The 24,100-nt window shown below is 73.0% G+C and carries 6 protein-coding genes; 1 reads left to right on the forward strand and 5 read right to left on the reverse strand.

Going from position 1 to position 24,100, the window contains the following annotated elements:
- Positions 1-197: 197 nt before the first annotated feature.
- A complete protein-coding gene (locus ACWY4P_RS17760; RefSeq protein WP_456211522.1) occupies positions 198-18,905 on the reverse strand; it encodes an SDR family NAD(P)-dependent oxidoreductase in 18,708 nt (6,235 codons plus the stop codon).
- 451 nt (positions 18,906-19,356) lie between these two features.
- Here ACWY4P_RS17760 and ACWY4P_RS17765 point away from each other — a divergent pair, with 451 nt between their 5' ends.
- Positions 19,357-20,571 (forward strand): cytochrome P450 family protein, encoded by a 1,215-nt coding sequence (locus ACWY4P_RS17765; protein WP_456211523.1) that lies wholly within the window; start codon positions 19,357-19,359, stop codon positions 20,569-20,571.
- A 72-nt stretch (positions 20,572-20,643) separates the two neighbouring features.
- Here ACWY4P_RS17765 and ACWY4P_RS17770 read toward each other — a convergent pair whose 3' ends face one another.
- The 4 genes from ACWY4P_RS17770 to ACWY4P_RS17785 all read right to left on the reverse strand — a co-directional run bounded on the left by ACWY4P_RS17770 (position 20,644) and on the right by ACWY4P_RS17785 (position 24,098).
- The gene (locus ACWY4P_RS17770; RefSeq protein ID WP_456211524.1) at positions 20,644-21,099 is read right to left on the reverse strand and encodes a DUF2550 domain-containing protein; all 456 of its coding nucleotides are present in this window, start codon (positions 21,097-21,099) and stop codon (positions 20,644-20,646) included.
- 120 nt (positions 21,100-21,219) lie between these two features.
- A complete protein-coding gene (locus ACWY4P_RS17775) occupies positions 21,220-21,597 on the reverse strand; it encodes a F0F1 ATP synthase subunit epsilon (protein ID WP_456211525.1) in 378 nt (125 codons plus the stop codon).
- A 126-nt stretch (positions 21,598-21,723) separates the two neighbouring features.
- Complete coding sequence (atpD, locus tag ACWY4P_RS17780; RefSeq protein WP_456211526.1) at positions 21,724-23,178, reverse strand: F0F1 ATP synthase subunit beta; 1,455 nt, start codon at positions 23,176-23,178, stop codon at positions 21,724-21,726.
- Between the two features lie 5 nt (positions 23,179-23,183).
- On the reverse strand, positions 23,184-24,098 hold the full coding sequence (locus tag ACWY4P_RS17785; protein WP_456211527.1) for a F0F1 ATP synthase subunit gamma: 915 nt from the start codon (positions 24,096-24,098) through the stop codon (positions 23,184-23,186).
- Positions 24,099-24,100 lie beyond the last annotated feature (2 nt).

Consider the following 24,100-nt stretch of genomic DNA (forward strand, 5'->3'; position numbering starts at 1 on the left):
GAAGGGGCGCTGGGATAAAAACCCTTCGAGCCCGGGGCCGACGTCGGCGGTGGCGAGGCCGCGTTCGCCGGCCCAGGCGCGGATCTCCGGGTTGGGGGAGACCACGCCCAGCACCTGGTGGCCGGCTTCGAGCAGCAGCTCGGCGCAGGACACCAGGAGCGAGTTCTCACCGATCACATAGCAGCTGAAGGTCCCGCTCACGAGTTCTCCTCCCGGGTGCCGCCGCCCAGCACGGTCATCAACTCGCCCAGCAGCTCGTCCACTTCGGCGTCCGACAGCCCGTCGACGACGTTCGCCACGGCGGGGTCGGGCTGTGGCCCGGCTTGTGGCTGTGGCTGTGGCTGTGGCTCCTGCGGTTGCGGCTGTGGCTGTGGCTGTCGCTGGGCCTGAGGACGTGGCTCGGGCCCGGGCGCCGCGGGCTCCGGCTCCGCTTCCGCTCCGCCCGCGAGCCGCCTCAGCGCCTCGGCGCGCTCGGCGTGGAAGTAGCCCGCGAGCCTGCCGATGGTGGTGTGCTCGAACAGCAGCGGTGCCGGGAGCCGCCCGAAGTCGGCCTCCAGCGCCCGCTTCAGCTCGGGCACCACCAGCGAGTCGATGCCATAGGCCTCGAACGGCGCGTCGGGGTCGAACTGCGCGACGTTCATCTCCAGCACCCGCGCGAACACCTCGGTCACCCGCCGCACCGCCGCCTCGGCCAGGTCCACCGAGCGGCCCGCACCGGCCGCCGGGGCGGCCTCACCGCCGGGCGCGGGCCCCGTCCCGGCCTCCGCCGCGCGCTCCGGTTCCCGTTCCGGGTCCGGTTCCGCTTCTTGCTCAGGGCTATTGGTGGCCGCCGCCTGCACCACGCCGTCGCTCTCCGCCAGGATCAGGCTCTGCTGCACCGGCCCCTCGGCCGTGGGCGGCAGCTCCTGGACGGCGGTGCCGGTGAAGCCGCCCACCGCCAGCACGTCGTGCCAGGTCGGGACGGTGAGCAGCGGCGAACCGGGGATGCGGTAGCCGGTGTCCTGGTACATCCACCAGCCGCTGGTCAGCCCGAAGATCAGCGGCAGGAAGCAGGCGAACCCGGTCCCCTCGTTGGCCAGCACCAGCCCGCCCGCGCGCAGCAGCCGCTTGGTGTTCTGCATGGTCCGCTCGATCGACGGGGTGACGTGGAAGACGTTGGTGCCCAGGACGATGTCGTAGCTGTCCGGCGTGATGCCCTGCGCCAGCGGTTCCGCGTCGATGTCGAAGACCTTGAACTCGGCGAAGGGGTAGCGGGCCGCGAACTGCTTGCGCCCGTGGCGGACGAAGGCGCTGGTGACGTCGGTGTACGTGTAGCCGACGCGGTCGGCGTACGGGGCGAGCGCCGCGAGGACGGGCCCGCTGGTGGACCCGGTGCCCGCGCCGACCTCCAGCAGCCTGATCCGGGCCGACGGCTCCGCCTCCAGCCGCCGCCGCACCCAGGCCGCCGCGGCCCGTGCCACCAGCTCGTTGTAGGCGTCGCTGAGGGCGCTGCCCCGGTAGACCCCGACCACCAGGTCCATGGAGCCGTCCGGGAAGAGGACGTCCATGTGGCTCTGCTCGCCGGTGACGACCCTCGGGAACGCCTCCAGGCAGCGGGCCAGCAAGGTGGCCACCGCCTCGATCTCCGGGTAGCGGCCGATCAGGGCGCGGGTGGCGGCCTGCGGGTCGGCGTTGACGCGCAGCACCTCCGCGTCGGAGACCAGGGCGGTGGTCACCAACTCGGCCCCCTCGGCCCGCAGGTAGCCCCCGTCGGTCAGCATGTCGAGCACGGACTCGTGGAGCCGCCCGTACTGCGGCGCGACGCGCAGCCGCTCGCGCAGCCCCGCGCGGGTGTGCCGCTCGCCCTCGGCCAGCAGGACCCCCATCCGGCGCACCGCCCCGACCAGCAGCAGCCGGGCCAGGTGCTCGGCCTCGCGGGAGGCACGCTGGTAGGACTCGACGCGCGCCAGCTCGTCCGGGGCAAGCGGCTCGGGCGCGGGCAGCGCGCCGATGAGCGAGGGGAGTTCGACCGGCCGGGGGCGCGCCTCGGTGCCGGTGTCCACTCCCATCGCGGCCAGCACCCGGTCCTTGGCGCGCACCGCGAGCACCTGCGCCGGGGCGCTGCCGAGGAACCGTTCCAGGGTTGCCATGCCCTCGCCCGCCCCGATCGGGGTCGCGCCGGAGGCCATGGCGGCCGCCAGCACCCGCTCCCGCTCGGGCCTCCCGGCGGCGTGCCAGAAGCCCCAGTTGAGGACCTTGACCGGGAACGGCGCGGTGCGGGCGAGGCTCAGCGCCAGCGCGTCCGCCGCGCAGCAGGCCGCGGCGTACGCGCTCTGGCCGGCGGCGCCCTGGAAGGCCGCGCCGGAGGAGTAGAACAGCAGGAAGTCCAGCGGCTCGTCGCGCACCGCCGACCAGGTGGCCCAGGCCGTGGCCTCCTTGGAGTCGAGGGCGGCGCGCAGCAGCGCCTCGTCCATGTCGGCCAGCGTGGCGGTGGCGAAGTCCATCACGGAGTGGATCACCCCGTGCAGCCCGCCGAAGCGCTCCTTGGCGCGGGCCACGGCGTCCCGCACCTGCTCGGTCCGGGCCGCGTCGCACCGTACGTACAGCACCTCGGCGCCGGCCGCCTCGAGACGGGCGACGCGCTCACGGCGCCCGGCGTCCAGCTCGCCGCGGCCGAGCAGCAGCAGCCGGGCGCGGTAGGCGCGGGCCAGGTGCAGACTGGTGTCGAAGCCGATCACGCCCAGGCCGCCGACCACGGCGTACACACCGCGCTCGCGCAGCCGCGGCCGGGCGGGCTCGGGCAGCCGCAGCCGCTCCAGCCGGCGGGTGTACCGCACGCCGCCGCGGATGGCCACCGGGTGCGCCCGGTCCTGGCACGGCTCGGCGACGATGTGCGGCGCGGCATCGGACGCCTCCCGCCCGCGGATGTCCACACAGGCGATCCGCAGCCCGGGGTGCTCCTTCTCCAGCGCCGAGCACAGGCCCAGCAGGGCGGCCGGGCCGGGTCGGGCGGGGTCGTCGTCGTGCAGCGGGAAGGCGTCGGCGGTGACCGTCTTCAGCAGCGGCGGGCGGCCCGGTTCCGCGCGCCGCAGCACGGCCTTGGCCAGCCGGAACAGCGCGATCACGCCCTGCTCCCGGTCGGCGGTGGGAGTGCCGGCGCTGGCGAGGAAGTACACCAGGTCCGGCCGGAGGCCGTCGGCCAGCACCCGCTCGGCGGCTTCGGCGGACAGCCCGTCCGCGCCGATCTCCAGGTGGGCCACGCGCGCACCGGGGTGCGCCCGGGCCAGCTCCGCGGCCAGCGGACCGGCCTCGCGCGGGGCCGCGATCAGCACGCCGCGCGCCCGCGCGCCGCGCCGCTGCTCGGCGTCCGCGTCCGCGGTGTCGTCGGCAAGGTCATCGGCGCCGTCATCGGCACGGTCGGCACCGAGGGGGCTCTCCACCCAGCGGGGCCGGTGCGCGAACTGCGGGTGCGGGTCCTTCTGTTCGCGCACCGACAGCCCGTCGAAGCGCACGCACACCCGGCCGTCGGCGTCGAGGAGCGCCACGTCGTAGCGGTTGGCGCCCAGGTCGGTGACGTACGCATAGCCGCTGAGGGGCACCGGGCGGTGGGCCCGCACCCGGTCCACGGCGAACGGCAGCAGCGGCAGGTCATCGGCGCCGCGCGTCTCGAAGTGCAGGGCCGCGACGGTGTGCAGAGCCGCGTCGACCACGGCCGGGTGCAGCGGGTGGCGCGCGGCGTCCGCGGTGAACCGGTCGGGCAGCCGCAGCCGGGCGAGGGCCTGTCCCGGGCCGGTCCACATCCGCTCCACCAGCCGGAAGTACGGCCCGTAGTGGACGCTGAGCCGTTCCATGCCCGCGTAGAACTCGTCCCCGCCGAGCGACCGGGGCAAGGCGGCCTTGACCTCGTCGACGGAGACGTCCGGCGGGGCGGGGGTGGCGTCGGCGGGGGCCAGGATGCCGCGGGCGTGCACGGCGCGCGCCGCGCCCGTCCCGCTGCGCACCTCGTACTGCACGGCGTCGCCCGCCGGGCGGGTGGCCACGGTGAGCCGCTTGGCCTCGCGGCCGACGACGACGGGCGCGAGCCAGTACACGTCGTCGATCACGCGGTCGGTCACACCGTCGCCGGCGCGGGCCCCGAGGGCGCCCAGGACGAGGTCGAGGTAGCCGGCCCCGGGCAGGATGGTGCGCCCGCTGACGACGTGGTCGCGCACCAGCGGGTCGGACGGCTCCAGCGTGAGCGGCAGTTCGGCGGCGCTCCGTCCCGCGGGGGCGGCGGCGACGGCCGGGACGTTGGCCGGGGCGGCGGCCGGGGCGGCGGCCGTGGGCGGGGTGGCCGTCAGCCAGTGGCGTTCCCGCGCGAACGGGTACGTCGGCAGCGACACCCGCCCGGCGGGGCCCTCGCGCAGCGCGGCCCAGTCCAGCTCGACCCCCGCCACCCACAGCGCGGCCAGTTTGGCGCGCTGTCCGGCGCCCGCCAGGGCCCGGACGAAGTCCCGGCCGCCCGTGCCCTCGGTGAACAAGGTGGCCAGCTCGCCGTCGGTCCGCGCGTTGCCGCGCGAGAGCCCGGCGACCGACTCGCCGCGCGCGAACGCGGTCAGCTTCGCGGCCGCGTCGGCCAGGTCGCGGGCCTCGAACGCCAGCCGCTCGGCCATCGGCTCCCGGCCGGTCTGCAGGGTGTGGGCAACATCGGCCGGCCGCAGCCCGGCCCTTCCCCCGGCGCGTTCCCCGGCGCGCCCCAGGAAGGCGCCCAGCTCGGCCGCGTACGCGCGCAGCCGCTCCTCGTCGCGGGCGGACAGCACGATCAGCTCGGGTCCGCCGGAGGCCGCCGCGCGCGGCCGGTCCGGCACGAACTCCTCCAGGACGACATGGGCGTTTGTGCCGCCCGCGCCGAACGAGCTGACCGCCGCCCGCCGCGGGGCGCCCTGCTCACGCGGCCAGTCGGCCGCCTCGCGCTGCACCCGGAACGGGGAGTCGGTGAAGTCGATCACCGGGTTGGTCTCCTCGGCGTGCAGCGAGGGCAGCAGCCGCCCGTTGCGCAGCTGCAGCACCGCCTTGGTCAGGCCCGCGATGCCCGCGGCGCCCTCCAGATGGCCGATGGCGGACTTGACCGACCCCAGGGCGCAGAACCCCCGGTCGGCGGTGTGGCCGCGGAACGCCTGGGCCAGCGCCGTGTGCTCGATCGGGTCGCCGAGCGCGGTACCGGTGCCGTGTGCCTCGACGCAGCCGATGTCGCGGGCGCTGAGACCCGCCCTGGCCAGGGCCTTCTCCACCAGCGCCCGCTGGGCGTTGGGGTTGGGCACGGTGAATCCGTTGGTGCGGCCGCCGTGGTTGACGACCGTCGACTTGATGACCGCGTGCACCTGATCGCCGTCCGCGAGCGCCTGCGCCAGGGGCTTGAGCAGCACCGCGCCCACGCCCTCGCCCGGCACATAGCCGCTGCCGCCCGCCCCGAAGGAACGGCAACGGCCGTCGTCGGCCAGCATCTTCTTGCGGCTGAGGTGCACATACTTCAACGGGTGCGCGGAGACGTTGACCCCGCCGGCGATCGCGTAGGCGCACTCCCCGGCCCGCAGGCTCTCACAGGCCATGTGCAGCGCCACCAGCGAGGCCGAGCAGGCGGTGTCGACGACGACGCTGGGGCCCCGGAAGTCGCCGAAGTAGGAAACCTGGTTGGCGACGGACGCCCGGTTCCCCATGGCCACGACGTGGTTGCCCTTGAAGGACTCCTCGGCGCCGAGCGTCGCGTAGTCGTCCCACATGACGCCGACGAACACGCCCACGTCGCGCCCCTCGTCGCCGTACTCGGGCCGTGGCAGCGCGTCGAGGCGGTATCCGGCGTCCTCCAGCGCCGCCCACGACGACTCCAGGAACAGCCGCTCCTGCGGGTCCATCGACTTGGCCTGGAGCGGGGAGATCGCGAAGAAGAGCGAGTCGAAGGCGTCCACGTCCGCCAGGAAGCCGCCCCAGCGGCCGTAGCTCTTGCCGGGCGCGTCCGGGTCCGGGTCGTAGAAGGCCTCCGCGTCCCAGCGGTCGGCCGGAATCTCGGTGACGCAGTCCCGCCCGGCGCTCAGGTTCTCCCAGAACTCCTCCAGGTCGCGTGCCCTGGGGTAGCGCCCGCTCATCCCGATGATGGCGATGTCGCCGTCGTACGGGCGGGACGCCGCCGGGCGCGGTACGGGCGCCGCTGCCGCCGCCGGGGCCGGGACCGGCCGCTCCCGAGCGCCGTCCTCGGCGCCGGTGCCGCTCTCGACGTCCGTACGACGTGCCGCGCCGAACAGCCGGGCCACCTCGTCGGCGTGTTCGCGCACCAGATACCCGGCCAGGTCCGCCACCGTGCGGTACTCGAAGAGCAGCGTGCCCCGCAGACCGCTGAAGTCCCGGCCCAGCAGGGCGTTGACCTCCATGATCATCACGGAGTCGATGCCGTACCGGTCGAGCGGGGCGCGGCTGTCGATCCCGGTGGCGGCCAGCCGCAGCACCTCGGAGAGCCGTTCCCGCAGATAGTCCACGACAGCGGGCATGAACGCCTGGGCGGAGGCGGGCTCGGCCGCGTGGTGTGCGGGCGTGTGGTGTGCGGGCGTGTGGTGTTCCGGCGCGTGGTGTTCAGCGGCGCCCAGCGCCCGGGCCACCCGGGCCGGGTCGCCCGCCACCGGCGCCACGACCGGTCCGTCAAACTCCCAGGCGCGCTCGAACGCCTCCAGCGCCTGCGCCGGGCTGAGCCGTTCCATCCCCGTCGCCTCCCGGTAGGTGTCCAGCTCGTCGGGGTGTACGAGGGCGTCCACACCGCCCGCGTCCCACAGCGGCCAGTCCAGCGACAGGGTGCGCCCGCTGCGCGCGCCGCTCGCGGCCCACGCGTGGCGTGCCGTCAGATAGCTGTCCACGAAGCGGTTGGCCGCCGCGTAGCTGCCCGCGCCGAAGTCCCCGGCGAGGGAGGAGACGGAGGAGAAGGCGGCGAACACGGACAGGGCGTCGGCGCGGGTGAGGACGTCGAGGTTGACCACACCGCTCGCCTTGGCGGCCATCGCCCGGCGGAACCCGACGCCGTCCGTCTCGGTCACCGGCAGCCGGTCGGCGACCCCGGCGAGATGGAAGACCCCGTCGAGCCGGCCGAAGCGGCCCCGGGCCTCGACGAGCGCGGCCCGCACCTGCGGGGCCTCGGCCACGTCGGCGCGCACCGCCAGCACTTCGGCCCCCAGCTCCTCCAGTTCCGCGCGCAGCTCCGGCGCCAGCGGCGAGCGCCCCAGCAGGACCAGCCGCGCCCGGTAGCGCTCGGCAAGGTGGCGGGCGAGCAGCCGCCCGATGCCCCCGGCCCCGCCGGTGATCAGGTAGACCCCGCGCTCGGCGAGCGGCGCGGCGTCCTGGCCCGTCGGGTCGGCGGGGCCGCTGACCCGGCGCACCGTGCGCTCCCCGGCCTCGTAACGGACCTCCTCGCCGCGGCGCGGCCGCTCGGCGGTCAGCTCGGCCGCGAGCCGGTCCGCGGGCAGCCCCGCCGCGTCGTGGCGGACCGTGAACAGCTCGAAGTCCGGCGCGTGCCGCGCGGTCGACAGCGCCAGCCCGGCGACGGCCTCGTGCTCGGGGACGCCCGCTTCCCCGTCCCCTTCGTGGACGTACGCGCAGCGCACCCGGCCCGCGACGGGGGACGCGTGGGACGCGCGCAGCAGGTGCACCACGGACACCAGCCCGCGGGTGAGGGTCGCCTCGTGCCGCGCCGCGAGCTCCGCCGGGTCCGGTTCGGGGGCCGGGTGGCCGGGCGGAGGTGGCGCCGTACGGCTCCACAGATGGACGACGTCGAGCCCGGCCTCATCAAGCCCGCTGAGGTCGGCCAGCAGCCGCCGGTAGTGCTCCGGGTCGTCCGGGTCGAGCGTGTAGCGGTCCGCCGTATGGCGCTCGAAACCCGCGCCCGCCAGCGCCTCCACGGCCCGCTCCCAGCCCCCGGCGCGGGCCAGTTCGGCCGCGGCGCCGGTCCGGTCGGCAAGGACGAGCAGGGTTCGGGCCGCCGGGCGGGCGGGCGCGGGGGCCGGTTCGGCCGTCCAGGTGGGCCGGTAGAACCGGGTGGGCCGGGGCGCTTCCGCCACGGCCCGTGGCTCCCGCTCCGCCCCGGCGTCCGTGAACAGTCGGCCCACCAGGTCCTCGACTCGGGCCAGCCGCCGCCCGTCGGGGTCCACGAGCGTGACGGCGTAGCGCCAGGTCTCCCGGTCGGCGCCGCCCTCCAGCAGCTCGGCGTGCGCGTAGGTCACCTCCGGCAGCGCGCCGTCCACCGTCAGCGCGCCGACGCCGAACGGCACCGCCAGCTCGTCCGCCCGCGGCGCGCTCTCGCGGCCGATCCAGTGGCAGGTGCGCAGCGCGCCGTCCAGCAGCGCCGGGTGGAGCGTGTAGCCGTCCGCGCCGCGCGCGGCGGGCGGCAGCCGCAGCTCGGCCAGGGCCTCGCGGGGCCCGATGTGCACGCCCCGGATGACGCGGAAGCCCGCCCCGAAGCGGAATCCGGTGGCCTCGTAGGCGCGGTCGACGAGTTCGCCGTCGCGGCGGGTGGCACAGCGCCGCCGCACGGCCTCCAGGTCGAGGGCGGCCGGGGCGGCGCTCCGGCCGCCGTAGTGCGCCTTGCCGCGCAGATGGGTGACGCGGGCCCCGTCCGCCTCGCCGTACACCTCGAAGGCGAGCGCGTCGCCGTCGGCGCGGAACCCCGCGTACAGCTCCAGGGCCTCGCCCGGCACGGTCACCGGGCGGCCCCACACCACATCGGCCAGTGCGCGCAGCGGGCGGCGGCTGGCCAGCTCGGCCGCCGCGCGCACGAGTTCGAGGGTGGTGGCCGCGGCCAGCACGGGCCGGCCGCCGATCACATGGTCCGTCAGGAGCGGATCGTCCGCGCGCAGCGTCTTGCGGAAGCGCTGCTCCTCGACGGTCGACTCGTTGGCGTCCACGAGCGGGTGGAGCGCGGCGCCGGCGCTGCTCGAGGTGTCCGGGCGGAGCGCGTCGGCAGCCGTGGGGATCCAGTGCCGCTCGCGGGCGAACGGGTAGCCGGGCAGCGGTACGCGGCGCGGCTCGGCGCCGTCGGCGGCCGGCAGGCCGGTGGCGGAGAGCTCCCCGCGGACCCACAGCGCGGCCGCCTCGCGCACGCCCGCGCCCGCCGCCGGGGCGGGCGGCGGCCCGCCCGCGTCGCCGTCCGGTGCGGCGGTGCCGCGCAGCAGCCCGGCGGGGTCCTCGCCGCGCGCGAACGCCGCCAGCGACCGGGCCAGTTCGCCGCCGTCGGCGGTCACCACGGCCAGCCGCTCGGCCATCGGCTCCCGGCCGACGCGCAGCGTGTACGCGATGTCGGCGAGCGCCGTCCGCTCGCGCTCCAGGTACGCGCCGAGCCGGCCCGCGTACTCCCGCAGCCGCTCCTCGTCCCGCGCGGACAGCACGAACACCAGGGGCTCGGCGGCCCGCTGGGCGGCGGAGGCGGCCGAGGGCTCCGGGCGGCGCGGCTCGGCCGGGTGCTCCTCGATCACCAGGTGGGCGTTGGCGCCTCCCGCGCCGAAGGAGCTGAGCCCCGCGCGGCGCGGCAGCGTCCGCCCGTCCACCACCGGCCGCGGCCAGGCGGCTGCCTGACGGGCCACGGTGAACGGCGAGCCGGCGAAGTCGATGTTCGGGTTGGTCTCCTCGGTGTGCAGGGACGGGGCGATGCGCCCGTGCTTGAGCTGAAGCAGCACCTTGGTGAGTCCGGCGATGCCGGCCGCCGACTCCAGGTGGCCGATGTTGGACTTCACCGATCCGATGGCGCAGAAGCCGGTGTCGGCCGTACTCGCGCGGAACGCCTTCGTCAGGCCGGTGATCTCGATCGGGTCGCCGAGCGAGGTGCCGGTGCCGTGCGCCTCCACGTACGAGATCGACCGCGGGTCGACGCCCGCCGAGTCGAGCGCCCGCTGGACGACCTCCTGCTGGGCGCGCGGGTTGGGCACGGTGTAGCCGCTGCCGCTGGGCCGCCCGCCGTGGTTGACGGCGTCCGCGAGGATCACGCCGTAGATGTGGTCGCCGTCCTCGACGGCCTTGCGGCGCGGCTTGAGCAGCACCGCGCCCACGCCCTCGCCCGGCACATAGCCGCTGCCGCCCGCGCCGAACGCCCGGCACCGCCCGTCCGCCGACAGGAACCGGCTCTGCCCGAGCAGCACGTACTTGTAGGGGTGGACCGAGACGTTGACGCCGCCCGCGATGGCCAGCTCGCTCTCGCCCCGCCGCAGGCTCTCGCACGCCAGGTGGATCGCCGTCAGCGACGACGAGCACATGGTGTCCACCGCGAGGCTGGGGCCGTTCAGGTCGAGCGCGTAGGAGACGCGGTTGGCGATCAGCGCGTACGAGGACTCGGTGACCGGGCGGCCGCCGCGCAGCGCGTCCACGGCCCCGTACAGCTGGTACTCGCCGTACATCACACCGACGAACACCCCGACCCGGCGGCGGCTCAGCTCCCCCGCCCGGTAGCCGGCGTCCTCCACGGCGTGCCAGGAGGACTGCAGGAACAGCCGCTCCTGCGGGTCCATCAGCTCGGCCTCGCGCGGCGAGATCGAGAAGAAGAGGGGGTCGAACTCCGCCACATCGGGCAGGAAGCCGCCCCACTTGCCGTAGGTGCCGCCCTTGCGGGTGGGGTCCGGGTCGAAGAAGCGGTCGTGGTCCCAGCGCTCGCGGGGGACCTCGGTCACACAGTCCCGGCCCTGCTCCAGGTTGCGCCAGAACGTGTCCAGGTCGTCGGCCATCGGATAGCGGCCGCTCAGCCCGATGATCGCGATCGCGTCGTCGTCGGCGTCTGCCGCGTCGGGCGTCTCAGCCGCGTCAGGCGTCTCAGCCGTCGCTACGGTCGGCAGGCGCCAGCCGGAGGCGGTCGTGGCGACGGTCCCCGCGGCGGTTCCGGCCTCGGTCTCGGCCTCGGTCTCGGCCTCGGCCTCGGGGGCCGCCGGGCGCAGCGCCTCGCCGTGTTCGGCCGCCAGGTGTCCGGCGATCTCCTCAAGGGTGTCGTGCTCGAAGAACAGCGTCTTGGACAGTCCGTCGCCGAAGCGTTCCTCCAGCGCCCGGTTCAGCTGGGCGATGACGATGGACTCGATGCCGTAGCGGGCGAGCAGCGGTGCCCGGCCGTCGATCGCCGCCGGGTCGCTGCCGATCGCGTCCGCGACGAGGCCGCGCAGCAACTCCAGTGCGGGGGCGAGCAGTTCGGCCGGGGCATGGTCGGCGTCGCCCCGGGCCCGCCGCGGCGCCGGCGCGCCGGGGGCCAGCCGCTCGGCGATGCGCTCCGCGTCCCCGGCGGCCACCAGCACCTCCCCGCCGGTGAGCGCGAGCGCGTCGTCGAACGCGGCCAGGCCCTGTGCGGTGGAGATCGACACCACCCCGAGCCGGTCCCGCAGCACCTCGGCGTCCTGCTCGCCGAGCGCCATCCCGCCGTCCCTCCAGTGCGGCCACGCGATGGACACCGAGCGGCCGGAGCGCCGCCCAGCGGCCACCAGGCGGTCCCGGTGCGCGGCGAAGGCGTCGAGGAAGGCGTTGGCGTAGGCGTAGTCGGTCTGTCCGATGTTGCCGAAGGCCGCCGCGATGGAGGAGAAGAGGACGAAGAAGTCCAGGTCCGCACCGCGGGTGTGGCGGTCCAGGTGGAGCGCCCCGGCGATCTTCGGGGCCGTCACCGCGCGCAGTTCGGCCTCGGTCTTCTTCAGCAGGAACGAGTCGCGCAGCGTGCCGGCGGCGTGGATCACGCCGTGCAGCGCGCCGTGCTCCGCGCGGACCCGGGCGATCAGCTCGCGGACCGCGTCGTCGTCGCCGACGTCCGCGCGCAGATGTGTGACGGTGCTGCCGCCCGCCCGTACGGCCGCCAGCCGCTCCTGGACCGGCGCGCCCGGCTCGGAGCGGCCGACGAGCACGAGGTGGACCCGGGCCTGGGCGGCGAGGTGTTCGGCGAGCAGCAGGCCGAGCCCGCCCGCGCCGCCGGCGATGAGGTAGACGCCGCCCTCGCGCACCGGGATCCGCCGGTCGGCCCGCGGCGCGCCCTCGACCGCCCGGTGCACACGCACCAGCCGCCGCCCGCCGGCGTACCGGACCTGCACGGCGGGTTCCTCGGCGGCGGACAGCTCGCGCACGGCGGCGGACAGCGCGCCGTCGGCGTCGTCCGCGCCCACCACCTGATACCGCAGGCGCGGGTTCTCCAGGCGGGCGCTGCGCGCGAACCCGGCGGCCGCCTCGTGGAGCGGGGACGGCCCGTCAGGGCCGTCGGCGTGCGCCAGCACCAGACGGACCGGGCCGCCGCGGCGCCGGGCGAGCAGCGCCTTGGAGAGGTGGAACAGGGCGGTGACGCCGAGGGTCAGCTCCCGGTCCGGGACGCCGGATTCCAGGTCGGGCACACCGCCCCACGCGTGTACGACGGCGGAGGGCGCGGCGGTGTCCTCGGCGCAGTCGGCCAGCAGCCGGGCGTAGTGCTCCGGGTCGGCCGGGTCGAGGGCGTAGGTGTGCCGGTCGCGCTGCTCGTACGCGTCCGCGGGCAGGGCGAGCACCACGGGCGCGGCCGGACGGCCCGCCGCGCGCAGCGCCTCCCGCAGCCGGTCGCGCTGTGTCTCGTCGGTCCCCAGCAGCAGATACGGCCCGTCGGGCAGCTCGCCGGCCTCGGCCGACGGGGCCTCTTCCCACCCGCCGCGGAACAGCAGGCGTACGGCGTCGTCGTCGGTGGCGGCGGCGTCGGCCGGATCCGGGCGGGTGACCCGCAGGACGACATCCCGCATGCGGACGAGGACGGTGCCGTCCGGATCGAGCAGTGACACCTCGGCCGTCACCGCTCCCGACTCCACACCACCGCTGATCACCCGCACATACGCCAGACACTCCGGCCGCAACGCCCCGAAGATCTCCACCTCACCCACCGCATACGGCAAAAACGCCACGCCCTCGCCCACCCCCTGCGTCAACAACCCCACCGCCGCCTGCAACCCCCCATCCATCAACGACGGATGCAACCCCCACTCACCGAACCCCGCCACCAACCCCTCCGGCACCCGCACCACACCCAACGCCTCACCCCCACCACACACCAACCCCACCAACGACCGAAAACCAGACCCGTACACCAACCCACGCCCAGCAAAATCCCGATAACACTCCTCAACAAACCTCACCACACCCAGCCGGGACTGCAGCCCCGCCACGTCCACCCGCCCTCCATCACGCCCCACGCCCTCCGACACCAACTCCAACTCACCCCGCGCGAACACCTCACTCCCACACGACACCTCAAACCCCACCCCACCCCCGGCCAACGGAACCAACCCCACCCCCACCTCACGCACCCCACCCTCAAACCCCAACACCCGCTCAAACACAACACCCCGCACCACACCCACCCCACACCCCGACGCCAACACCCCGGCAACCCGACCCAACTCAACAAACACCACCCCAGGCCACACCCGCCGCCCAAACACCACATGATCAGCCAAATACCACTCACCCCCATCCCGCCACGCCACATACCGCTGCTCCACCAACGTCGACACATTCACATCCACCAACGGATGCAACCGCGGTCCACCCGCGGTCACCCCCGCGTCACCGGCGCGCAGCACCGGCAGTTCGTCCGCGGTCGCCACCCAGCAGCGCTCGCGGGCGAAGGGGTAGCCGGGCAGCGGGATCCGCCGCGGCGTGGCGCCGGGCTGCCGGTCCGCCGCCAGGTCCCAGTCGGCGTCGGCTCCGGCGCACCACAGCCGGGCCAGCTCGGCGTGGTCCCCGGCCCGTACGGCCGCGCGCACGGCGTCGGCCATCCCACGCGCCGCGCCGCCGCGCGCGGTGCCGCGCAGCACCTCGGCGGGGGCGTCCCCGTCGGCGTACCGGCGCAGCGCCCGCACCAGCTCGCCGCCGTCGGCGGCCACCACCGCCAGCCGCTCCGCCATGGCCTCGCGGCCCACCCGCAGCGTGTACGCCACATCCGGCAGCGCCACCCGCTCCCGGTCCAGGAAGCCGGACAGCAGCCCCGCGTACTCGCGCAGCCGCTCCTCGTCGCGCGCCGACAGGACGAACACCTGCGGCGCCGCCAGGCGCTGGCCACCCGCCGCCACGGCCGGCGTCGGCCGGTCCGCCCCGTCGTGTTCCTCCAGCACCAGATGGGCGTTGGACCCGCCCGCGCCGAAGGAGCTGAGCCCCGCGCGGCGCGGCACCGCCCGGCCGTCAGGGGCGGGGGCGGGTGCGGGCCAGGGCCGCGACTCCTGCTGCACCCGGAACGGCGTGGCCGCGAAGTCGATGTTCGGATTCGTCTCCCCCGAGTGCAGCGAGGGCACCAGCCGCCGGTGCTTGAACTGCAGCAGCACCTTGGTGAGCCCGGCGATGCCCGCCGCCGACTCCAGGTGCCCGATGTTGGACTTCACCGACCCGATGGCGCACGGCTCACCGCGCTCGGCGGCCGGGCCGAATACCTTGCCCAGCCCCGTGACCTCGATCGGGTCGCCGAGCGAGGTGCCGGTGCCGTGCGCCTCGACGTACGAGACGGTGTCCGCCGCCACGCCGGCCCGGCGCAGCGCGGTGGCGATGACCCGCTCCTGCGCCTTGGGGTTGGGCACGGTGTAGCCGTTGGTCTTGCCGCCGTGGTTCACGGCGTCCCCGAGGATCACGCCGTAGATGTGGTCGCCGTCCTCAATGGCCTTGCGGCGCGGCTTGAGCAGCACCGCCCCCACGCCCTCGCCGGGCACATAGCCGCTGCCGTCCGCGCCGAAGGACCGGCACCGCCCGTCGTCGGACAGGTAGCCGCCCTGGCTGAGGAAGACGTACTTGTAGGGGTGGACGGAGACATTGACGCCGCCCGCGATGGCCAGTTCGCTCTCGCCCCGCCGCAGGCTCTCACAGGCCAGGTGGATCGCCGTCAGCGACGATGAGCACATGGTGTCCAGCGCCAGGCTGGGGCCGTTGAGATCGAGCAGGTAGGAGACGCGGTTGGCGATCGAGGCGTACGACGAGTTGGTCACGGGCAGGCCGCCGCGCAGCGCGTCCACGGCCCCGTACAGCTGGTACTCGCCGTACATCACGCCGACGAACACCCCGACGCTGCGGTCCTTGAGGTCCCGCCGCCGGTAGCCGGCGTCTTCCAGCACATGCCAGGAGGTCTGCAGGAACAGCCGCTCCTGCGGGTCCATCAGCTCGGCCTCGCGCGGCATGACGGGGAAGAACAGCGGGTCGAACTTGTCGACGTCCGTCAGGAAACCACCCCAGCGCGCGTACGCGCCGCCGGGCGTGTTCCGGTCGGGGGTGAAGAAGCGGTCGTGGTCCCAGCGCTCGGGCGGGATCTCGGTGACGCAGTCCCGGCCCTGCTCCAGGTTGTCCCAGAACGCGTCCAGGTCGTCGGCCATCGGATAGCGGCCGCTCAGCCCGATGATGGCGATGGCCTCGTCGTCGGCGGGGGCGGGCGCTGCTCCGGCGGGCGGCTCGTTCCGCTCCCGGGGCAGGAACCGCCCCAGCGGCAGGACGCCCCCCGCTTCCCCGGTGGTCGGGGCCTGGGCGGGAGGGGGCTCCTGGTGGACCGGCTCGGCGGGGGCGGTCAGCTCCTGGATGCGCCCGCCGTGTTCGTCCAGGAAGTACTCCACCAACTCGGCCAGGGTCTGGTACTCGAAGAACAGCGTCTTGGACAGCCGTACGCCGAGCCGGTCCTCCAGCGCGGCGTTGAGCCGAGTGATCATCAGCGAGTCGATGCCATAGCGCTCCAGTGGGGCGTCGGCGTCGATGTCGGCGATGTCGAGCTTGGTGGTGTCGGCGAGGATGCCGGTGAGGAAGCGCTCGGTGCGCTCGCGGGGATCGTCGCCGTCCGCGCCGTCGCCACCGGCCGGGGGTACCGACCGGCCGGCCGCGCGCGGGGCCTCGACGGCCGGTGGCGCGGTGTCCTCGGCCGGCTCGGCGCCGTCGCCGTCGCCGGCATCGTCCGTGGGCAGCGCCCGGATCACCACGTCGCGCATGCGGACGAGGACGGTGCCGTCCGGATCGAGCAGCGACACCTCGACCATCACCGCACCCGACTCCACACCACCACCGACCACCCGCACATACGCCAGACACTCCGGCACCAACGCCCCGAAGATCTCCACCTCACCCACCGCATACGGCAAAAACGCCACACCCTCGCCCGCACCCTGCGCCAACAACCCCACCGCCGCCTGCAACCCCCCATCCATCAACGACGGATGCAACCCCCACTCACCGAACCCCGCCACCAACCCCTCCGGCACCCGCACCACACCCAACGCCTCACCCCCACCACACACCAACCCCACCAACGACCGAAAACCAGACCCGTACACCAACCCACGCCCAGCAAAATCCCGATAACACTCCTCGACATCCCTCAACACACCCAGCCGGGACCGCACCCCAGCCACATCCACCCGCCCTCCATCACGCCCCGCATCCCCGTCCTCCGACACCAACTCCAGCTCACCCCGGGCACACACCACACCCCCCGACGACACCTCGAACCCCACCCCACCCCCGGCCAACGGAACCAACCCCACCCCCACCTCACGCACTCCACCCTCAAACCCCAACACCCGCTCAAACACAACACCCCGCACCACACCCACCCCACACCCCGACGCCAACACCCCAGCAACCCGACCCAACTCAACAAACACCACCCCAGGCCACACCCGCCGCCCAAACACCACATGATCAGCCAAATACCACTCACCCCCATCCCGCCACGCCACATACCGCTGCTCCACCAACGTCGACACATTCACATCCACCAACGGATGCAACGTCCCGGAACCAGCACCCCCGGCAAGCCCGGCCGTACCCGCCTCGTCCGCCTCGCCCGCCCCGTCCGCCTCGCCGCCCGGCAGCCAGCAGCGGCGGCCCTCGAACGGATACGTGGGCAAGGGGACACGACGGCGGCTCTCCTCGCCGAAGTAGCCGGACCAGTCGATGTCGACACCCACCAGCCACAGGCGGCGCACCGTCTCCAGCGGTGGCTCGTCGCCCGCCCGCAGCACCGCGAAGCCATTCCCGGGACCTTCCGGCGGGGCCTGGGTGTCCAGCGGCCGGACGGGGAACCGAGGGGCCTTCCGACCGCCCTTCGCCACGGCCGTACCCGACTCGGCGCCCACGGCGGCCACGGCGGCCACCGCGTCCTTCAGGCCGACGGTGCCGGCCAGGCACTCGGCCACCAGCGCGCCGACGCCCCGCCCGTACGCGGCCTCGGGTCGGATCCCGAGCTCGAGCCACAGCCTGCCGAGGGCGTACTGCACCGCGAACGCGGCGCCCGCGGCGCCGTGGCGGGCCACGCCCGCCCTCCGGCAGGCCATGTAGTACTTCTTGAACCGCGGCTCCCGCTCGCTCAGCAGCGCCGCGAGCCGCTCCGCCTGTCCGGGGCCGCCCGGCTCGTCGTCGAAGACGAAGACCGCCGCTAAACCGTCGCCCACCGGCCCGCCGTCGCTCACAGCCGCGCGCCGCGCCACGCCCTCCAGCGCCTCGACGGCATCCGGAAGGTCCCGGCACACCACGGCGCGCCGGAAGGGGTACATCCCGCGTCCGACGGCCAGCGTGTAGGCGACATCGGCCGGCGGCAACTCCGGGTGCTCGCGCAGATGGCCGGCGAGGTTGGCGGCCATGGCCGCCAGCGCCGTCTCCGTCTTCGCCGACAGCAGGATCAGCTGCTCGGGGCGCGACGGCCCGGAGGGCGCGGGCTGCGGGGCCTCCTCGAGCACGGCGTGCGCATTCGTCCCGCCGATGCCGAACGAGCTGACGCCCGCCCGCCGGGGCGTGCCGTCGCTGTCCCAGTCACGCAGCTCGGTGCTGACCCGGAACGGGCTGTTCTCGAAGTCGATGTCCGGGTTGGGGCGGGTGAAGTTGATGGTGGGCACGAGCGACTTGTGGCTGAGCATGAGGGCGGTCTTGATCACCCCGGTGACCCCGGCGGCGGCGTCCAGGTGCCCGACGTTGGACTTCACCGAGCCGATCGCGCAGAAACCCCTGTCCGCCGTGGCCTGCCGGAACGCCTGGGTCAGCGCCGAGACCTCGACCGGGTCCCCCAGCCGGGTGGCGGTGCCATGCGCCTCCACGTAGCCGATGGTCCCCGGGTCCACGCCCGACACCGCGTGTGCCTCGGCGATGACGGCGGCCTGCCCCGCCTTGCCGGGGGCGGCGTAGCTCACCTTCATCGAGCCGTCGTTGTTGGTGGCGGTGCCCTTGATCACCGCATGAACGGTGTCCCCGTCGGCGAGGGCGTCGCGCAGCGACTTGAGCACGACCACGCCCACGCCGTTGCCCAGCACGGTGCCACTGGCATCGGCGTCAAAGGTACGGACATGGCCATCCGCGGAAAGGATGGCACCTTCTTCATAGAGATAGCCCTTGACCTGCGGGAGTTTCACGGTAATTCCGCCGGCGAGCGCTATGTCGCATTCGCCATTGATGATGCCCTGACAGGCCAGGTGAATGGCCACAAGCGAGGTGGAACAGGCCGTTTGTATCGAATAGCTGGGCCCCTTGAGGTCCAGCTTGTATGACACACGCGTGGCCAGGTAATCCTTGTCGTTGCCCACCATGACGGCGAAGTGACCGGACGTGGTGGTTTGGTCCACATTGGGCAGCACATTCTGCTGCAGGTAGGTATTGACGGCGGCGCCCGCATAGACGCTGATCAGTCCGGGATATCGGGCCGGATCGTAGCCCGCGTTCTCCAGCGCGGCATGGCAGTGCTGGAGGAAGAGCCGCTGCTGCGGGTCTATGACCTCGGCCTCAGCAGGGGTGAACTCGAAGAAAGAGGTATCGAAGAGGTCGACATCGGACAGAACGCCGTGCGCCCCGACATAACGGGGATCAGCGACCAGCCCGGGCTTTGCACCGGCCGTGAGCAGCTCTTCGTCGTTGAATCTGGAAACACCTTCGCGCCCCTCGCGGAGCAGTTGCCAGAACTCTTCCAGGTCATCGGCGCCAGGAAAGCTGCCCACCATGCCGACGATGGCGATATCGGTCGAATTCGCCGGATGGTGTTCATGCGCAGCAGAGGGTTGAGACACTGGGCGATCCCCGTTTCGTCGTTGCGAACCACACCGCTTGCCTGCACTTACTTGCACCGCAGCCGCTGACACAACGCTCAGACGGATGGCGCGCCTCATCGGGCGCGGCAGCCGTTACTGGCACATTACCTAGTCCGTTGATCGCTGCGCCAAGAATTTTTTCTAAACCTGAGAGGGATGGCATGAAGATGAAAGGAAAGCCATCACACCGATATATCGCTGCGATCCATGTCGACGAGGCCCGTCATCTATAGTCGAGGCGCTCGGCATCGCCCGGTCAGCCCCGGGCCAACCAGCCAGTGCTCATGGCTACTTGTGTCGGTTTGAACGGTCATACCCCCCCCAACGCTCGCGTGAGCGCGCCGTACTGCGACAAGGAGACTCCATGACCGACAGCGCGTCTGCCCGCGCCGACCTGCTCACCGAAGAGACACTGCAGGACCCACACGCCCTGTACGCCCAGCTCCGCGAAGAGTCCCCCGTGCAGAAGGTGATCCTCCCCCAGGGCCTGAAGGCCTGGCTGGTCACGCGCTACGAGGACGTGCGCACCGCGCTCACCGACCCCCGGCTGCACAGCGACAAGCGCGACATCGACGGTGTCCTGAGCGGCCATCTCGACGACCAGGGCGCCCGCGACAGCTTCGTCGACGACCTCTCGCGCAATCTGCTGAACACCGACGCCCCCGACCACACCCGGCTGCGCGGGCTGGTCAACAAGGCGTTTACGCCCCGCCGCGTCGCCGCTCTGCGGCCCCGTGTCGAGCAGATCACCGATGAGCTGCTGGACCGCATGCCCACGGGCGTGGAGACCGATCTGCTCGCCGGGTTCGCCCTGCCGCTTCCCATCATCGTCATCTGCGAGCTGCTGGGGGTACCGCCCAAGGACCGCGGCGCCTTCACCGAGTGGTCCAACGCCCTGCTGTCGGCCGAGGACGGCGCGGCCACCGCCGAGGCCGGCCAGGCGATGGTGGGCTTCCTGATGGGCCTCCTGGCCGAGAAGCGGGCCCACCCCACCGACGATCTGCTCAGCGCGCTGGTCCAGGCCCGGGACGACGACGACCGGCTGGACGAGAGCGAACTGATCTCCATGGCCCTGCTGTTGCTGGTGGCGGGCAATGAGTCGACGGTGAACCTCATCGGGAACTCCGTGCTGGCGCTGCTGCGCCATCCGGAGCAGCTGGCCGCGGTCCGCGCCGACCCGGGGCTGCTGCCCGGCGCGATCGAGGAGTTCCTGCGCTACGACGGGCCGATCAACCAGGCGACGTTCCGCTGCACCAGCGAACCGGTCCGGATCGGGGACACCGAGATCCCGGCGAACGAGCTCGTCGTGGTCGCCCTCACCTCCGCCAACCGCGACCCAGGGCAGTTCCCCGACGCCGATCGCCTCGACATCCGGCGGCCCGCACAGGGCCATCTGGCCTTCGGCCACGGCCCGCACTTCTGCCTGGGCGCCCCCCTGGCGAGACTGGAGGGACAGATCGCGCTGGGCAGGCTTCTGGAGCGCTTCCCGGAGCTGCGGCTGGCCCGCCCGCCCGAGGAGCTGACGTATCGCTTCAGCACGATCATCCGGGGCCTTACGGAGCTTCCCGTCGTGCTGTGAGGCTTCTCCGGTGAGACCGCTCAGCCCGCCGGAAGGTGGGCCCGCTTCTCGGCCGGCCGGCTCGCCGTCCCGTCAGGCGACATTCACCCGCTGTCCCGGCGGGGCGGCCTCCAGCCAGGCGAGGAAACCGGTCAGCGCGTCCTCACTCATCGCCAGCTCCAGCCGGGTGCCGCTGTGCAGACACGCCAGCACCACGGCGTCGGAGAGCAGCGCCAGCTCCTCCTCGCCCTTCGGCGTGCGCCGCTCCAGCACCTCGATCGAGGCGCGCTCCAGCACCCGGCGCGGCCTGGGGGCGTACGAGAAGACCCGGAACCACTCGATCCGGTCGCCGTTGTAGCGGGCGACCCCGTACACCCAGCCCTTGCCGCCGAGCTCCGGCTCGCCCTCGGGCCCTGGCGCGTTCCAGCGCAGTGAGCAGTCAAAGGTTCCGCCGGACCGCTGGATCAGCCGCCGCCGCAGACCGAAGACGAAGAGTCCCACCACCACCAGCGCGACGACCACGCCGCTCACAAGCAGAGCGAGGACCATCTTCACCGACCTCCTCGCGTCATCCGGAAAAACCGCACCTGCATCGCCTCAGCCGCGGACCGGCGCAGGGGAGTTCCCGCGCGGCCCGCGGCTGAGGGTCTCGACCGTTCGTGACAGTCTTCAGCGCACTCCCGCCACCGCGCGCAGCCGGACGTCGGCCCGCCGCTCGGCGGCGGCGTCCGTCTCCGCCTTCGCGCGCTCCAGTGCCCGCTCCGCCCGCTTGACATCGATCTCGTCGGACAGCTCCGCGACCTCGGCGAGCAGCGAGAGCTTGTCGTCCGAGAACGAGATGAAGCCGCCGTGGACGGCGGCGACGACCGTCCCGCCCTCGGTCGTGCGGATGGTCACCGGGCCGGACTCCAGCACACCGAGCAGCGGCTGGTGGCCGGGCATGACGCCGATGTCACCGGATGTGGTGCGCGCGATGACCAAGGTGGCCTTGCCGGACCAGACACTACGGTCCGCCGCGACCAGCTCGACATGCAGCTCAGCAGCCAACGTGGCTCCTCGGGTCTTCACCTGCCGGGGGCGACAGGGCTTTCGTCAAAGGATAACGGGCGTACGGAGAGGGGCGGGACGCGGCCCACCCCTCTCCGGTGACCTCGGGCTTCGGGAAGACCGGGCTCAGGAGACGCCCAGCTCCTTGGCCTTGGCCTTCAGGTCCTCCAGACCACCGCACATGAAGAACGCCTGCTCCGGGAAGTGGTCGTACTCACCATCGGCGATCGAGTTGAACGCGGCGATCGACTCGTCCAGCGGCACGTCCGAGCCGTCGACGCCGGTGAACTGCTTCGCCGCGTGGGTGTTCTGCGACAGGAAGCGCTCGATACGGCGGGCGCGGAAGACGGTGAGCTTGTCCTCCTCGCCGAGCTCGTCGATGCCGAGGATGTTGATGATGTCCTGCAGGTCCTTGTACTTCTGCAGGATGGACTTGACCCGCGAGGCGCAGTCGTAGTGCTCCTGCGAGATGTACCGCGGGTCCAGGATCCGGGAGGTGGAGTCCAGCGGGTCCACCGCCGGGTAGATGCCCTTCTCCGAGATCGGACGGGAGAGCACCGTCGTCGCGTCGAGGTGCGCGAAGGTGGTCGCCGGGGCCGGGTCGGTCAGGTCGTCCGCGGGGACGTAGATCGCCTGCATGGAGGTGATCGAGTGACCGCGGGTCGAGGTGATGCGCTCCTGGAGGATGCCCATCTCGTCGGCCAGGTTCGGCTGGTAGCCCACCGCGGAGGGCATGCGGCCGAGCAGGGTCGAGACCTCGGAACCGGCCTGGGTGAAGCGGAAGATGTTGTCGATGAAGAACAGCACGTCCTGCTTCTGCACATCGCGGAAGTACTCCGCCATGGTCAGACCGGCCAGGGCGACCCGCAGACGGGTGCCCGGGGGCTCGTCCATCTGGCCGAAGACCAGCGCGGTCTTGTCGAGAACGCCGGCCTCCTCCATCTCGACCATGAGGTCGTTGCCCTCACGGGTGCGCTCGCCGACGCCGGCGAACACGGAAACGCCCTCGTGCAGCTTGGCCACACGCATGATCATTTCCTGGATGAGGACGGTCTTGCCGACGCCCGCACCGCCGAACAGACCGATCTTGCCGCCCTTGACGTACGGGGTCAGCAGGTCGACGACCTTCAGGCCGGTCTCGAACATCTCGGTCTTGGACTCGAGCTGGTCGAAGGCCGGGGCCTTGCGGTGGATCGACCAGCGCTCGGTGATCTCCGACTCGGCCTCGGGCTCGTTGAGGACCTTGCCCAGGGTGTTGAACACCCGGCCCTTGGTCATGTCACCGACCGGGACGGTGATGCCGTCGCCGGTGTTGGTCACCGGGGCCTGGCGGACCAGGCCGTCGGTGGGCTCCATGGAGATCGCGCGCACCAGGCCCTCACCGAGGTGCTGGGCGACCTCGAGGGTGAGCGTCTTGGTCTTGCCCTCCTCGGAGGGGTCGGCGACATCGACGTTCAGTGCGTTGTAGATTTCCGGCATCGCGTCGACGGGGAACTCCACGTCGACGACCGGGCCGATGACCCGCGCGACGCGGCCAGTGGCCACGCCGGCAGGAGCGGTCGGCTCAACAGTGGTGGTCATAGTTGTCAGTCACTCCCCGCAGAGGCGTCGGCCAGGGCGCTCGCGCCACCGACGATCTCGCTGATTTCCTGGGTGATTTCGGCCTGGCGGGCCGCGTTGGCAAGCCGCGAGAGCGACTTGATGAGCTCTTCGGCGTTGTCGGTCGCCGACTTCATCGCCCGGCGGGTGGCCGCGTGCTTGGACGCCGCGGCCTGTAGCAGGGCGTTGTAGATCCGGGACTCGACGTACCGCGGCAGCAGCGCGTCGAGCACCTCCTCCGACGACGGCTCGAACTCGTACAGCGGCGCGATCACGTCCTTCGCCACCGCCTCCTCCGCCGTCTTCTCCATGCTCAGCGGCAGCAGCCGGTGGTCCACCGGGGTCTGCGTCAGCATCGAGACGAACTCCGTGTAGACGATGTGCAGCTCGTCCACGCCGCCCTCGGCGGTGTCCTGCTGCACGGCGTCGATCAGCGGGCCCGCGATCTTCTTGGCGTCCGCGTAGGTCGGGTTGTCGGTGAACCCGGTCCACGACTCCGTGACCTTGAACTCACGGAAGCCGTAGTAGGCGACACCCTTGCGGCCGACGATGTAGGTGTCGACCTCCTTGCCCTGCTCGGTGAGGGCCTTGGTGGCCTGCTCGGCCGCCTTGATCACGTTCGACGAGTAGCCGCCGGCCAGACCGCGGTCGCTGGTGATGAGCAGCAGCGCGGCCCGGGTCGGGTTCTCCGCCTCGGTGGTGAGCGGGTGCTGGGTGGTGGAGCCGGTGGCCACCGCGCCCACCGCCCGGGTGAGCTCACTGGCGTACGGAGTCGACGCGGCCACCTGGCGCTGCGCCTTGACGACGCGCGAGGCGGCGATCATCTCCATCGCCCTGGTGATCTTCTTGGTCGCAGAGATGGTTTTGATACGCCTCTTGTAGACCCGAAGTTGGGCACCCATGC

The sequence above is a fragment of the Streptomyces sp. LZ34 genome, from assembly GCF_053890475.1.

Excerpts from the sequence above, each read along its gene's own strand:
- ACWY4P_RS17760 (WP_456211522.1), bottom strand. The coding sequence starts at position 18,905 with ATGGTGGGCAGCTTTCCTGGCGCCGATGACCTGGAAGAGTTCTGGCAA.
- ACWY4P_RS17765 (WP_456211523.1), top strand. The coding sequence starts at position 19,357 with ATGACCGACAGCGCGTCTGCCCGCGCCGACCTGCTCACCGAAGAGACA.
- ACWY4P_RS17770 (WP_456211524.1), bottom strand. The coding sequence starts at position 21,099 with ATGGTCCTCGCTCTGCTTGTGAGCGGCGTGGTCGTCGCGCTGGTGGTG.
- atpD (WP_456211526.1), bottom strand. The coding sequence starts at position 23,178 with ATGACCACCACTGTTGAGCCGACCGCTCCTGCCGGCGTGGCCACTGGC.
- ACWY4P_RS17785 (WP_456211527.1), bottom strand. The coding sequence starts at position 24,098 with ATGGGTGCCCAACTTCGGGTCTACAAGAGGCGTATCAAAACCATCTCT.